Origin of the sequence: Helicobacter sp. MIT 99-5507 (assembly GCF_003364295.1) — a bacterium.
Taxonomy (GTDB): domain Bacteria; phylum Campylobacterota; class Campylobacteria; order Campylobacterales; family Helicobacteraceae; genus NHYM01.
On record NZ_NXLO01000001.1, the window covers coordinates 332,997 to 348,472 of the forward strand.

The 15,476-nt window shown below is 29.5% G+C and carries 13 protein-coding genes; 5 read left to right on the top strand and 8 right to left on the bottom strand.

Annotated elements, in window-relative coordinates:
• Positions 1 to 9: 9 nt before the first annotated feature.
• The 7 genes from CQA42_RS01805 to CQA42_RS01840 all read right to left on the bottom strand — a co-directional run bounded on the left by CQA42_RS01805 (position 10) and on the right by CQA42_RS01840 (position 8,046).
• Positions 10 to 2,775: a RecB-like helicase gene (locus CQA42_RS01805; protein ID WP_115582985.1), complete on the bottom strand. Its 2,766-nt coding sequence runs from the start codon at positions 2,773 to 2,775 to the stop codon at positions 10 to 12.
• Complete coding sequence (gene obgE / locus CQA42_RS01810; RefSeq protein ID WP_115582986.1) at positions 2,762 to 3,799, bottom strand: GTPase ObgE; 1,038 nt, start codon at positions 3,797 to 3,799, stop codon at positions 2,762 to 2,764. Before obgE ends, CQA42_RS01805 begins: the two co-directional genes overlap by 14 nt.
• A gap of 318 nt (positions 3,800 to 4,117) precedes the next feature.
• Positions 4,118 to 4,375, bottom strand: coding sequence for a 50S ribosomal protein L27 (rpmA, locus tag CQA42_RS01815; protein WP_115582987.1), 258 nt, complete (start codon positions 4,373 to 4,375; stop codon positions 4,118 to 4,120).
• Positions 4,376 to 4,696 (bottom strand): 50S ribosomal protein L21, encoded by a 321-nt coding sequence (gene rplU / locus CQA42_RS01820; RefSeq protein WP_115582988.1) that lies wholly within the window; start codon positions 4,694 to 4,696, stop codon positions 4,376 to 4,378.
• A gap of 71 nt (positions 4,697 to 4,767) precedes the next feature.
• On the bottom strand, positions 4,768 to 4,953 hold the full coding sequence (locus tag CQA42_RS08385) for a type ISP restriction/modification enzyme (RefSeq protein WP_258865523.1): 186 nt from the start codon (positions 4,951 to 4,953) through the stop codon (positions 4,768 to 4,770).
• A 223-nt stretch (positions 4,954 to 5,176) separates the two neighbouring features.
• Complete coding sequence (locus CQA42_RS08345) at positions 5,177 to 5,563, bottom strand: type ISP restriction/modification enzyme (RefSeq protein ID WP_408941425.1); 387 nt, start codon at positions 5,561 to 5,563, stop codon at positions 5,177 to 5,179.
• A gap of 365 nt (positions 5,564 to 5,928) precedes the next feature.
• Positions 5,929 to 8,046 (bottom strand): methyl-accepting chemotaxis protein, encoded by a 2,118-nt coding sequence (locus CQA42_RS01840; protein WP_115582990.1) that lies wholly within the window; start codon positions 8,044 to 8,046, stop codon positions 5,929 to 5,931.
• Between the two features lie 616 nt (positions 8,047 to 8,662).
• Here CQA42_RS01840 and CQA42_RS01850 point away from each other — a divergent pair.
• From CQA42_RS01850 to CQA42_RS01860, 3 genes are all read left to right on the top strand, one after another.
• Complete coding sequence (locus CQA42_RS01850; protein WP_115582992.1) at positions 8,663 to 8,854, top strand: hypothetical protein; 192 nt, start codon at positions 8,663 to 8,665, stop codon at positions 8,852 to 8,854.
• A 545-nt stretch (positions 8,855 to 9,399) separates the two neighbouring features.
• Entirely contained in the window at positions 9,400 to 10,923 is a 1,524-nt protein-coding gene (locus CQA42_RS01855; protein ID WP_115582993.1) for an MBOAT family protein, read from the top strand.
• Positions 10,924 to 10,934: 11 nt separating this feature from the next.
• A complete protein-coding gene (locus tag CQA42_RS01860; protein WP_115582994.1) occupies positions 10,935 to 11,936 on the top strand; it encodes a hypothetical protein in 1,002 nt (333 codons plus the stop codon).
• Positions 11,937 to 12,045: 109 nt separating this feature from the next.
• Here the strand turns inward: CQA42_RS01860 and CQA42_RS01865 are convergent, their stop codons facing one another.
• The gene (locus tag CQA42_RS01865; protein ID WP_115582995.1) at positions 12,046 to 12,420 is read right to left on the bottom strand and encodes a RidA family protein; all 375 of its coding nucleotides are present in this window, start codon (positions 12,418 to 12,420) and stop codon (positions 12,046 to 12,048) included.
• A 214-nt stretch (positions 12,421 to 12,634) separates the two neighbouring features.
• Between CQA42_RS01865 and CQA42_RS01870 the strand changes: the two genes are divergently transcribed.
• Positions 12,635 to 12,826 (top strand): hypothetical protein, encoded by a 192-nt coding sequence (locus CQA42_RS01870; RefSeq protein ID WP_115582996.1) that lies wholly within the window; start codon positions 12,635 to 12,637, stop codon positions 12,824 to 12,826.
• A 75-nt stretch (positions 12,827 to 12,901) separates the two neighbouring features.
• Entirely contained in the window at positions 12,902 to 15,448 is a 2,547-nt protein-coding gene (gene flgL / locus CQA42_RS01875) for a flagellar hook-associated protein FlgL (protein ID WP_115582997.1), read from the top strand.
• Positions 15,449 to 15,476 lie beyond the last annotated feature (28 nt).

Sequence of the window (15,476 nt, forward strand, 5' to 3'; positions counted from 1 at the left end):
AAATAGAAATTACGCACTTAGCACACTTCCATCTGCAAAACATAAATATCCAAATATATCTTTTCCTTTAAAATATTCCCTTGCAAAATTAATATATCCCATAAGCTGTTCTTTTTTAGAATCTAGATTAAATGCACTACTTTTATAATCAAATAAATATACACAATCTTCAAAAATAAACAAACAATCTATCCTATGCATTGCTTTTGCATCATCTAAATATGACAATTCACACTCTATTTTTGGCTTTTTTGATAATAAATCTTTAAAAATCTTATTATCTAGAATCTTTTTTGCACTACTAAGTATAGAATCTATTTGTGCTAAATCTAAAAATAATCCATAGCGATTTATTAATATTTCTTTTATATCACTAAAATCATTATATTTTAGTGCATATTCCATTGTTAGATGAAGGGCGATACCTCTTATTTGTGTGATTTTATTATTATTGATATTAGAATCTATTATAAAATCATCTTGTCGTCCAAAGGATTCTTCTTTTATGATATTTGGTTCATTTTTATTTGTAGTTTGGGAGATGATACTACTTTCTACATCTTTGCCAATTTCATATTCATCTTTTAGTGGTATAGAATTTAAGATTCCACCTTTATTTAATTTTATTATATAAAGACTTTCTTTTGCCCTAGTAAAAGCAACATATAATAGATTTATAGAATCTAATTCTTTATCTTTTTTGTATTTATCATAAATTTTACAAAAATCAGAATCTACAAGTGCTCTTTTTGTTGCGTTATTTAAATAATAAATCTGCTTTAATGAAAGATTGTCATAATCATAATAAAATAAATCATTATTGTTGTTTTTATTGCGATATTCTACGACAATCACATCATCAAATTCTAAACCTTTTGATTTGTGAATAGTGCTTATTCTAATATCATATTTTTTATCCTCATCAATATCTATTTCCATATTTTCTAAATCATTAATAAAATCAATCAATAAATCATATTCAAATGAAATTGTAAGCACAGCTAAAGCTACTTTGCTATAAATTTGTAATTTATCCATCAAATAAAGCACAATTTCACTTGGTTTTAAATGCGATGAAATATCAAGTTTTATCTCATCAAAAAAAGCTCCACCATTTAATTTAATCGTATTTTTTAAATAGAGTGGGTTTTTTGAATGTATATATTGCAGTGCATTTTTGATACTTAAAAATTCAGGATTTGTAATGCTTTTTAGCTGCAAAGATATTTTTATTCCATCTATTTGTTTGTTCAAATAATCACGAATTTCTATTGCAGTATCGTTGTTTCTAGTCAAAATCATTATATCTTTTCTGTTGTTTTTTAACAAAAATAATACTCGATCTTTTATAGATTCTAATATTTCATCTTTTTGTCTTGTTATGATTTTTACATATCCATTAGAATCTTTATGTGCTTCTTGTTCTTTATAATTTTCAAATTGATTTTTAAAAGTATCATTTACAAAATGGACTATATTTTTTGCACTTCTATAATTTTTATCCAATGTATCAATTTGCATGCCTAAAGTTTTACTAATTGCATTAAACAATTTACTATCACTTCCTCTAAAGCGATAAATTGCCTGCTTTTCATCACCTACAAAAAATAAACTTCTCTTGATTTTTCCAAAAGTATCTTTTCCTGCACCACTTTTAATCTCATCAATAAGCGGCTTTAAGATCAAATATTGCAAGATATTTGTATCTTGAAATTCATCAACTAAAATATGATTAATCTTAGAATCTAACCTAAAATAAAAAAAATCTCTATCAATATGATGATTTAAAAGCTCAAAATTAAATGCACTCACATCATCAAAACCAAGCTTATTATGTAACGAAATAAGAGAGTTTTTATGTTTATTATAATCTTTATAAAGTTCTAATATCATAGATAAAATCTCATATTCTCTATTTTTAAAATAGCTTGCAAAATGTGATTTTATATTTTGAAGTTTTTCATTTAAATATACTTCATCAATACCTTTTTTTATTAAGTTTTCAATCATTGTAGGAGTAAAAATCACATCATTTTTTTCTAATAAAGTTAAAATATCTTTTATACTAGATTGTGCGTTTAGCTCTATTTTCAAACGATCTTCTATTTGTTTTGTGCCACTTTTGCCATCAATAAATCGCAATACAAAATCTTGTAATTCTTTGCAATCATTTATTAAATTCTCTCTCCAAGTAGAATCTATATTCAAATCACTAAGCACAAAATCATTAATTTTAAAACTTTTTAGCAATCTTAAAATATCTTTTGTTTTTAGATTGTTTAAATACAAAAAATATGTAAAATTATTAATTTTTTTATCACTCATATTTTTTATAGATTCTATAAATGCTTCTTGTGAATAATCACAATTTGTATGGATTTCATAATTGCTTAATAAACCAACATAAAAGCTAAACTTTTTAAGCACTATGCTAAAAAATGAATCAAAAGTCATAATATAATTTTTAGAATATAAAAAATCTAAATAAATATTATTAATATTTGCTTTTATAGAATCTTTATTTAAACCTAATTTGACCAATTCAAGCACATAAGGATTAGTATCAAAACTATCATTTGATTTTGAGAGAGTATGAAGAGTTTTTAAGATTCTCTCTTGCATTTCATCTCTTGCTTTTATTGTAAAAGTAAGGGCTAGAATCTCACTTGCTTTTGCACCAGAAAACAAAAGATAAATAAATCTAGAAGTAAGAGAAAAAGTTTTTCCACTTCCTGCTGAAGCCTTTATTGATAACCACTGCTTAGAATCTAACATTATCAAACAACAAAAATTTAAGTTTATCTATATTTGTTTTTGTAAGCGAAGAAATAGGAAGTATAAAGCGTGGTTTATCAAACTTGCTAGATTCTAAATATTCTTTACAAATATAGCCATCTTTATTTATTTCTAAATCAAAATGTGAAAATAGCAAATCAAACTCACTAAATTCATCTATATTGTCTATTTTTGTGATTGCAATACCAAATGCCCTATTTTCTAAGCTAGAATTAAAATTTCTAATTTCATTTGTAAGATCTATAAATTGTCTTAAAAGTGGCTTGCTAGAATCTAGCATAAATAAAAAGATTTTTGTTCGCTCTATATGCTTTAAAAACTCTATACCAAGCCCTTTTCCTAAGCTTGCTCCATTTATAAGTCCTGGAATATCAGCTACTACAAAAGAATTGATTTCATCTACATTTACAACACCAAGATTTGGAATTAAAGTAGTAAATTCATAATTTGCAATTTCTGGCTTTGCATTTGATATTACAGACAAAAATGTTGATTTTCCTGCATTTGGGAATCCTACCAAGCCTACATCAGCAATCACTTTCAATTCAAGTCGTATATGCATTTCTTTGCCACTTATGCCTTTTTGGGCGTAAGTTGGCTTTTGGTTTATTGAATTTTTAAATCTAAAATTCCCTGCACCGCCTTTGCCACCTTTTAGAAATAAAAGCTTTTTATCTTTTATAAAATCATGCAATAACTCGCCACTATCAAAATCAAATATTTGCGTGCCAAGCGGAATTTTAATGATTATATCTTCTCCTTTTTTTCCGCTCTTTTTTTTGCCCAAACCTGGTTGTCCATTTTTCGCCCTATGATGTTTTGTGCCACGAAATTTAGATAGTGTGTCATTATTATTATCTACTTCAAAATAGACATCACCACCATCACCACCATCACCACCATCAGGACCACCTTGGATAACAAACTTTTCGCGTCTAAAGCTAACAGCCCCAGCACCGCCATTTCCCGATGAAACAAAAATATCAACACTATCTATAAACATAATTCTCTCAATATAAAAATGATTCTTAAAAAAAATTACTAAATTTTATAAATATGAAACTCTAATTTAGACAAATTATATAAAATAATAACTTATATTGAAATACACATAAATCTATCCATCTATTTAATCATAATGTAAAAAATAATATATTTATTAAGCGATTATTAAAATGCAAATTTAAGAATCTAAATAAAACTGACATAATATAAGATTATAAGGATTAAAAAATATTTTCTAGATTCTAGAAAAATTAAGGAGTTAAAAATAGTAGAGATTTTGCAAAATACAAAATCATATACTTTTTAAGTGCAACTTTTAAGATGCACTTATTACAGATACTTTTTTTCTAAATTTATCTTTTCTTTCAAATTTTACAATACCATCAATAAGAGAATAAATAGTATGATCTTTTCCTATTCCTACATTATTTCCTGGGTGAATTTGAGTTCCTCTTTGTCTTATGATAATATTTCCTGCTCTAACAAATTGTGAGCCAAATTTCTTTACACCTAATCTACGTCCTGCTGAATCTCTATTATTTTGAGTACTACCCTGACCTTTCTTATGTGCCATTTATATTCCTTTATTTTTTATTTCTAAGATTCTAACTCTAGTAAAATCGCGTCTAAATCCGCGTTTTGTTTTACTATCTTTTCTTCTACGTTTCTTAAATGTAATCACTTTTTTTGCTCTTCCGTGATTGATTACTTCCGCTGTTACCTTGGCATTTAATATAGTTGGAGTGCCTAATTCGATTTTATCACCATTAATTAAAGCTAGGACTTCATCTAATTCAATGCTTGACTTTGGCTCAAGGTTTATTTTATCAAGTAAGATAATATCATTTACTTGCACCTTGTATTGCTTGCCTCCATTCTTGATTATAGCTTGCATTTGTGTTCCTTAAATAAATTTAAAAGTTGCGATTATACAATAGCTAGTTTTATTTTCTTCTTAAATATATTTTAATTAATCTCAATTTTAGCGATTTTAGATTCTATTTCTAGGCTTTTATGCAATGTCTGGATGACTTTTTGGAAGTGGCTATAGTCTATCTCCTCGCCTTTGTGGGATTTGAGATATTTATCTAGCACTTGATAGCCGCCGATTTTATAATCCCACACTTGCGGACTAACCTTATCAAAATACAAGCTTTTATAAAAAGCCTTTGCTCGCGCTCATTATAAGCGATTTTTTCGATAATGTTAGTTTTGTCGCTTAGGTTATATAATGGCTCACCTATGGATTCTGACATATTAACTCCTATTATAAAGATACAGCGGAAAGGCATAGCTACCGCTTCCTACTAAGTGCAAATCAATAATATTGTTTGACACAAAGAAATTATCTATTTGTTGTAATTTGCAACCCCTATCACAAACCAAAGCTATTTGCATTTGTGTTTGCGTCGGGAATTCTCCATTTGTGCTTACATGTAATCTCATCAGCTCTTGCCCCCAACTCGCTTAGGGCTAAAAATTTTTCTTTAGATTCTGCAAATAGAATCTTTGGAAAATCTATTTTTAGAAAATCTAAATATTTTTCTCTATAGTCTTTATGAAAAAGCACCGCATAAATATAGCCCAAAATCGCCTCCGGGCTAAAATGCTCGCCGTATTTGGAATCTATAAAATCTCTAAATGTCGGCGTGAAATTTTCTATTTTATCTTTGCCTTGAAAAATATCATCGTCATCAAAAAGGCTTTCTTGTCTTTTGCGTTTTGTGCTGTCATTGCGAGCGGAGCTTGCGGAGCGTGGCAATCCATAATGCTACACTCCTTTAAAAGATTCCATTGTAAGATTTACTTTTTGCAAGATTATGGATTGCTTCGTTCGCTACGCTTCCTCGCAATGACGGGAGGAGAGGCAACGACTGCGTGGGATTCGTCATTGCGAGAAAATTTGCAAAATTTTCGTGGCAATCCATAATCTTATCTGCCTTTAATTATGCAATGGAATCTTTAAAGTATGCAAGATTATAGATTGCTTCGTTCGCTACGCTTCCTCGCAATGACGGGAGGAGAGGCAACGACAAGTCAGCTAACGCCTCGCAATGACAAGGTGGTTAGTTTCATCGTTTTGCTCCGCCCATAAGGGCAGGGCGGTTAGTGTTTGTGGGATTGGAGCTAGAATTTCTTTTTATGCACATCGTCTAAAATGTTTTGTGCTATCTCATTGACATTTTTTGTTATATCATTTGTGATATTTGCAACGCTAACATTTTCGTTTGTAACATTTTCTAATTGCACGATGGATTCATTGATTTGTGAAATTCCTAAGCTTTGCTCTTTGATGGATTCGCTCATTTCGCTTACGCTTTGCACTAGCACATTCACATTGGCTTCAATTTCACATAGAGATTTGCCGGTTCTCTCCGCTAGTTTGCGGACTTCATCGGCAACGACCGCAAAGCCCCTCCCGTGTTCCCCAGCCCTTGCTGCTTCTATTGCAGCGTTTAAGGCAAGTAGGTTTGTTTGGTCTGCAATGTCTTTAATCACTCCCACGATTCCTTTGATCTCCTCTGCCTGTCGTGTTGCATTGCTCGTTTTGTTGCTGACATTTTCCATAGATTGGCTGATTTGCTCTACCGCTGCTGCGGATTGCTGAAGAGAACTTGCTTGAGTTTGCGAACCTGCCATTAATTTTTCCATAGATTTTTCTAATTCAGAGGATTGTAAGGAGAGATTTTGAGCAAATCCTGCACTAGCCATTAGCATTTGTCGGATTTCCTCTCCAAGCGTATTGGTTGTTATTTCTACGCTACCTTTAGCGTCTTTAACCTCTGTTGTGAAATCTAGCTCTTTATAGGATTCAAAAACGCGGTGGATTTCATTCATATCACTACCAACCTTGGATTGCAAAACATCTAGCATATTGTTAAGGACATTTTTTAGATCCACTAATTGTGGATTGCTTGGTTGTTTCACGATTCTTGCGGTTAAATCCCCATTTTCAACCGCTTTGGCAGTTTGAGCGGATTGTTCAATCGCCTCTTCATCAACCTTTAAAGAATTTTGTGTGCGCTTAATATTTTCGTTAATGAGTTTTCCCATAATGCCTAATTCATCATTGGCATAAACCCTGATTAATTGCACATCTTTGCTCTCGTGATTGATAAACTTAAAGAAAGTATTAAGAGCATTTACAAGGATTGGCAAACGACTACCTAGATTTCTCTGAATGTATAGGTAGATCAAAACCATTGCAATAACCACAAAGACAAGCGAAGCAATCGCAATTAGGATTTGCAGACGATGCAGAGGAGCTAACACAGAATCTTTTGGAGCGGTTACCACGACAGAATAATTTGCCATTCTGTCTTTAACCGCAAAGCTATCCACTACCGCAAAGCCATCCACTCCCGCAGCAGTTACATAATCTAGGATTTCTGTTTTTTTGTCTTTGATTGAATTAAGTATATTCTCGGTTGTTTTGCTAGGATTTATTTCTCTTAGGTTTTTTAGAAAAAATTGTGGGTTTGGAGCAGAGATGATATTTCCTTCGTTGTCCGTCAAAAATGTCATATCGCCTTCAAAAACACTACGTTTGCTATCATTTAAAACACTATTGATAGAATGTTCGCCATCTAAGATGAAACCAACTACCCCCAATAAACGTTTTTGGTTGTCAAAAAAGGGCATAGCCATTGCAAAACCGATGAATGTATCGTTTTCAATGGTAAATTTCCTTACTTTTCCCATATATACCGTATTGTCTCCATATTTGCCCTCTGCCATAGCGTTTTGAATGCTTGATAATTCTTCAATCAAGGAATCCCTTGCTTGTCTTTGGGAAACACCACCGAAGTTAATTATATCCTCATCGTGGAGCAATAGCATAAATTCGCCCTTTTGTGTCAAATTAAGGGGATTTGTTTTTAAGTGTGAGGGGGCATCTTTGACATATAAGAATCCATAATCCGCAAAGGACGAACTATCAAATAGCCCCTCTATAACATTGTAAAGCCTATGAAACTCAACATTTTGAATGCTTTGTGTTTCAAAAATATGGTCTAGCACCTTCGCACTTCCCTGTGTTATTGTTGCTAACTCTTCAAGAATGCCATTAATGCGTTCAGTATCACTTTCTGCAATTTTTGAAAGGATTGTCTTGGCGTTCATTTCTATGTTTTGACTTACGCGATTGGTGATGATAAAGCTTAAAACCAATATGCCCAAAATAAAAATCGTTCCAATGAAGCAAACTAATTTTGTTTGCAACTTAAGATTGTTTAAAAATCCCATTATCGGTTTCTCCTCTTTTTTTTTGGTTTGAGTTAAATTTAACAAAATCTCATACTATACAAAAAAAACAAGAAAAATAAAAATAAATTTTAATTAAAATGTAAAATGATAGAGTGAAAAACTTATCTATTAATGCTACATTGTCGTTGCGAGATTCTGTATTATGGATTGCTTCGTCTCTCACTGCGTTCGCTCCTCGCAATGACACTTGAGATTCTGTCATTGCGAGCGGAGCTTGCGGAGCGTGGCAATCCATAATCTTATCTGCCTTTAATTCTGCAATGGAATCTTTAAAGTATGCAAGATTACAGATTGCTTCGTTCGCTACGCTTCCTCGCAATGACGGGAGGGGGGGGGCAATGACTGCGTGGGATTCGTCATTGCGAGAAAATTTGCAAAATTTTCGTGGCAATCCATAATGCTACACTCCTTTAAAAGATTCCATTGTAAGATTTACTTTTTGCAAGATTATGAATCTTGCATAAAGAAACTTTTGCCATTGTGTCCTTGCAAAGGTGCAGGGATTGACTTCTCCTATGGATTCAAATGAGATTCTAGCACCTCTCTATCTTTTGGCACTTTTATAATTTGACTTCCGCCCTCTTGGACTTGCATAATGGCTAAAGAATCCGCGATTCTTAAATCTACAAGATTTTCATTTAATAATTTTGTGCGTAAAGCAAGTGCATTGGCAAATTATAGCGCGGTATTTATGGGCTTTGGAATACTTGTAAAAAATATATTAAAAAAATCTTGTAATTCTAATAATTTGGATTCTAAAAGGGCTTTATTTTTTAGTGTGGAATAAATGTCTATGTATTCGCAGATTCTAAATTCTTTTACTATAAAATGCTTATACCCCCCCACCTATTTTTTGGGCGGATAAGCAAAAAATGTAGATAATCAGTCAAAATAATATTTGGACTTAGCATTAAATATTTTTGTATTTGCTCGCTTTTGGCAACTTTGTATAAATCATCATTTACGCGTTTATTTTCTATATAGCCTAAAGTAAGAGAATCTAGCGTGATTAAAAAATCCGGAGCGCCTAATCCATCTTTGCTATTTCTTGGTTCATGTATTATATGTGCCTTTGGATTGATATTGTCTTTTAGTGCATTTAGTAGAATCTATAAAGCACTTCTATAAGTGTGTTCTTTGTCATTTGGGGAAATATTTTTTTATAGATTCTAAATATGATTTAAGTGGCATAAATGACCTTTTAAATTATTTTGTGCTTAAGATTCTAGCATTAATAAAATAAAGTTAGGGCTTGTAGCTGAAGTTAAGCTCTCATTTATTTTCTTTGATTTAAAATCATTAGCTTATAAATATTTTGTTTTAGGCTTTATTTTGATTTTTAGTTCTTTTAGTTTTATATTTGCGTTTTTGCCAATCACTCTATTTGCATTTTATTTGATGAAATATCTAAATTATAAACAAAGTGCAAAAATTATCTTGATTATAGCTAGCTTATTTTTTTATGGATATTTTAAAATCGATTACTTGCCAATAATAATCTCATCAATTATTATTAATTACTACATAGCAAAAGAAATATATTTTAATAAATTCATCTATGGGGGGGGGGAATACGATAAAAACAAATCTATATTAATCTTAGGAATTGTATTTAATATAGGGCTTTTAGCAGTTTTTAAATATACTGATTTTTTATTAAGTAATGTTAATTTATTAAGCAATATATTTAGCTTTAACATTCCATTACCTCATATATTATTGCCATTAGCATTATCATTTATCACATTTCAACAAATTGCATTTCTATGTGATTGTTATAATGCAAAAAATAAAGATGATGTATCGATTGATTTTATTGATTATGTTTTATTTATATTATTTTTTCCTCAACTCATAGCTGGACCAATAGTCCATCATAAAGAGATGATGCCACAATTTAGCAGAATCTTTAAAGACAAATCATTAATCATATATGAATATATTGCTAAAGGTTTGTTTATATTTTCTATTGGATTATTTAAAAAAGTATGTATTGCAGATAGTTTTGCAAAACTAGCAAATGCTGGATTTGGAGTAGTAGAATCTGGATACAATCTAAATCTAGTAGAATCTTGGGTTACTTCGCTTTCATATACATTTCAATTATATTTTGATTTTAGTGGATATTGTGATATGGCAATAGGATTAGCCTTGTTATTTGGAATAATGCTTCCTATAAACTTTAATTCTCCATATAAAGCTTTAAATATTACAGATTTTTGGAGAATGTGGCATATAACTTTAGGAAGATTCTTAAAAAGTTATTTATATATACCACTTGGAGGAAATAAAAATACAAAATACATAAATAATAAAAATTATATATTTATAAATAAAATACTAACTCTAAGAAATCTTTTTATCGTAGCTTTTATTAGTGGAATCTGGCATGGAGCTGGATATGGATTTATTATATGGGGAAGTTTGCATGGAATTGCTATGGTAATTCATAGATTTTATAGATTTATCTTAGAATCTAAAAATATAAATAAATCTAGGTTCTTGCAATCGAGATTCTATAAACTTTTATCTTTATGTATTACTTTTAACTTTATAAATATAGCTTGGATATTTTTTAGAAGTGAGAATGTTAGTGGTGCAATGAGGCTTTTAGAAGGGATGTTTAGCCCTGTAGATACAACGATAAAAGCTATTGATAATATAAATATGATTGAAAATATGATTTTTATCATCATAGCTTTTATAATTGTTTTTGTATGTAAAAATTCTATTTATTTATTAAATAACTTCAAAGCAAATTTAAGATTCCAAATAGCGACATCTATAATGTTTTATACAAGTATTTTCATTCTTAGTATGGGTCATGTAACTAGATTTTTATATTTTAATTTTTAGGATTATAAAATATGGATAAAAGAAAAAAATTTGTTATTTTATTTCCAATTTCTATTTTATTAATAGCAATAATAAATTATGTATTTAACTACACAATCGATCCATTTGGAATAAAAAGCACAAAAGATAAATATGTAGAACAATTAAACGCACAATGGACATATTTATACAAACCTAGAATCTTGCAAAAACAGCCATATTATATACTTGGCACTTCAAGAAGTGAATATATAGATAATAATCTAGTCTCTAGCTATTTAAACAAACATGTAATATATAGTGGCATGATGAATCAAACTCTAAATGAAGCGATTTTTTTAATAGAGAAAATAAAAGCAAATAAAAATAATTTTATTAGTGGATTTGATGTGATAGAAACTAAACTTAATCATATGATAGATTATAATCGCTTAGAAGAAGGATTTAGGTTGAATTCTTTACTTGCAAATATAAATTTATATATAAACCCAAAAACAACACAAGAAAGTGCTATGTATATTATTAAAAAAATATTAGGGCAAAAAATAGATGATAAATTTATAGAACTAGATAATAAATCTTATTTATACACAGATAAAAATATAGACAATAAAGTAAAAAATGACGCCCACTATAAAGACTATCAAGCAAATATACAAAGCACACTAAAACTTGCAAAATTAGCAGATTGCAATGATATAATCATCATATTTCCGAAATTTGCAACATACTACAAAAAATTCCAACAATATTATGATATAGAAAATCAATATTTTAATCTAATCAAGATTCTAGCAAATAACACAAATGCAAAAATTTGGAGCTTTTATGGGATAAATGAAATCACTATAAATAAAGATAATTTTGATAATGAAGGCTGGCATTTTAAGCCAAAAATTGGAAATTTGATATTTGCTAGAATATTTAATGATACATCAGTTGAAATTCCACAAAATTTTGGTTTTCTAATAGACAAAAATAATGTAGATGAATATCTAAAATCACTGCATAATGAAGTAAAAGACTATTTTTAGATTCTAGCTTAGGGCTTTAGAATCTAAAACTCCTTCATGTGCTTTTAAATATACTCTCTAATCTTTTTTTATAGTATCTAGTTGCACTTTTTGCTAAAAACTTTTCTATTTATTTTATTTCTGCGATACATTCTATCTCTACTTTAGCTTTTTTTGGAAGTTCTTTTACGCTTATTGTGCTTCGTGCTGGTTTATTATCTTTAAAATAGCTTTCATAGACTTCATTCATAGCTGCAAAATCTTCCATATTTGCTAAAAATACGGTTGTTTTTATCACAGAATCTAAGCTGCTATTTGCCGCTTTTAGCACATTTGAGAGATTTTCTAAAACTTGTTTTGTTTGCTCTTTTATGTCAGAATCTAAAAATTCACCATCTGGTTTTAATGGAATCTGCCCTGAAGTAAATATAAGATTATTAGAAATGATGCCTTGAGAATAAGGACCAATAGCTTTTGGAGCATTTGAAGTAGAAATAATTTTCATTAATACATCCTTTTTTATTAATTTATTTTGAGATATTATAACAATATAAAATTTATACAAGGCATTTATAATAAAAAATTTAATCATAATCTTTTTAGCTATTGTATCTATATATGCAAGAGATTCTATTATTGATACAAGTAAAATATTAAAAGAAAATCAAGCCATCGTAATTGATGCAAAAACAAATAGTATAAATTATGTATTAGAGATTTTGCCAAATGGCAAAATAATAAAAAAATATATAGATATACAAGAGCAAGAAAAAATCATAAAAGAATTAAAATTAGAAAATGTCTCATCAAGCTACAACAACAAATACATAAGAAACACTCCAATAACTACATGGAATAAAAAGAAAATAATTTATGAACAAAAAATAGAAAAAATTGATTTAGATAGATAAATTTTTTTAATATTTTTACGATTTGGAATCTAAATTGCTTAATTACAAGTAGATTATAAAATTTTAGGAATTGTTATGCGCGTAACATTTGGTACAAAATATAATCAAATGGACTATTATCAAAATACATTACAAAATAAACTAAATGAAGCAAATACAAAAATTGCATCTGGTTTAAAAATAAAATATGGCTATGAAGATAGCAGTATCTTTAATCAAAATCTAAAACTAGAATATGATGTTCATGGGCTAAATCAATCTATCGATATAGCAAATGATGCAAATACAAATACACTTCATACAGATAAATCACTTAGTGAAATTTCAAAAGCACTTGATGATTTTAAGACAAAATTAATCCACGCAGGAAATGATATACACTCACAAACTTCAAGAGAAGCTATTGCAAATGATATGCAAAGTATTAGGGATCATATATTATCTATTGCAAATACTTCAATTGGTGGGGAATATATCTTTGCAGGAAGCAGAGTAGATATAAAGCCATTTAATGATGATGGAACTTACAATGGAAATAATGCAAAGCTAGAAGCATTGATTGCCCCAGATATGAAAAGCGCTTATAATATCAATGGAGAAGAATTATTTTTAAGCAGAGATTTAGATAAATACAAGACTATAACTACAAATATCCAAAAATTAAATTTAAGAAAACTCTATCCAAGTGTAATGGATAAAGTCCATAAAACAAATATACCAAGTGAAGTTTTTATAAAAAGTGAAGACACTCTAAGAGATTTAATAGGTGATAATGATAATGATACTACAAATGATTCTAAAGCATATTTTTATTTGCGTGGAAAAAAAGTAGATGGAACTTCATTTAAAGAAAAATTTGTCCTTGATGTGGCATATTCAAATGAAGAAAATGCTACAAGGGTGAGTGATTTATTAAGAAAAATTGGTGAAGCCTTTGGCAATACTTCACAAAATCAAGTAGTAGATGTAAGAATGAATGCTTGGGGACAAATAGAGATAAAAGAAACAAAACCTGGCGGCTCAAATATCGACTTTCATCTAATTGCAGCTGATATTGATGTAGATGATGTAAGTATGCTAAATCAAAGTAATGCTAGAGTTACTAGCTTTCAAAAATCTGCGTATCTTGGAGACTTTAGCTTATCAAAAATTAGTGGTATAAAAAATAATTATGATGCAAGATATACGAGTTTGCCTACAGAATTTATCACAAGTGATAATAAATACGCCTCGCGTAGCACAAAGTTAAGCGATATTTTTGGTATTGAAGCAAATAAGATTGAAATAAGTGGCAAACTTCCAAATAGCCCAAATGGAAATAAATTAGATATAAAAGTAGAACCATTTTTAATTGATATAGAAAATAGCACGATTGATGATTTGATAAAAGCAATAGAAAGCAAATTTAGCGGAAATATAGATGTTGAAATCTCAAATGGTAAAATAAATATCATAGATCACAATGTTTTTAGCCTCGAAAATGATGAGAAAGAGCCGCCATTTAATGGACCTAGTGGTCTTGAAATCACACTAAGAACATTAAATAACAATGGAAATGAAGTAAAGGCTTTGCGGGATAGTTTTCAAAATAATTATGACAATGTCAGTTTTACAAATGCTGGTTCATCACTAAGATCAAATATATCACAGATGAATGCACTAAGTGGAGAATATGCAAAAGATGATACGAAATTAAGTGAAGTTGCTAATAAAAGTCTAGTTGGTGAGACATATATTATGCGATTAAAAGATCATAATGGCATAGATGTTGAAGCAAAGATTGAATTTAGCAGTAATGGAGCATTTCTTATATTACCAAATAAAAATGCAGGAGAAGGAAACTATAGAATCCCATTTTATAATCCACATGATAGACCACCTGAAATAAGCGTTACAAAAGCAGATGATGTTACATATAGGCAATTATTAGATGCAATAACAATCACACTAAATTATTCAAATAAACAAACTCAAGATTTTTTAAATGCACAAGGAAATACTAGTGATGGATTAAGCGAGAGTGGAAAGAAAGCATATGAAAAATTATTAAATATGGCAAACAGCAATGTAAATGCAACACTAAATCAAGAAGGACAGATAGAGATAAAAGACAATATCAGATCTATTACAAAAATGCAATTTATGATACATGGGAGCAATAGCAGTGATTTTTCACAAAGTGGATTACAAAATGCACCTGCCCTTACATTTAATGCAAATAATGCTTTGGTGATTGATAAACCATATATAAACTTTTTTAAACAACTAGATGGAATGATTGAAGCTGTAAGAAAAGGCATATATCGCCCTGATGCACTAGGTGATAACTATAATGCAGATTTAAGAAATATAGGAATCCAAAATTCTATCATGCTATTTGATCATTTAAGCGATCATATAGAAAAAAATATTGCATTAAATGGTGCGTATGGCAGGGCTTTTGAAGATAGTATCAAAAGAAATGAGGTGCTAAAAGTCCAAGTAGAATCCCTAAAAAGTGATACTATTGGCACAGATATAGCAGATACTTATAATAAATTTTCACAACTTACAAATAATTATAATGCCGTCCTTGCTTCAACTAGTAAAATAAATCAAATGTCTTTGGTGGATTTTTTATAAGATTCTATTTAGAAGATTAAAAATCTCA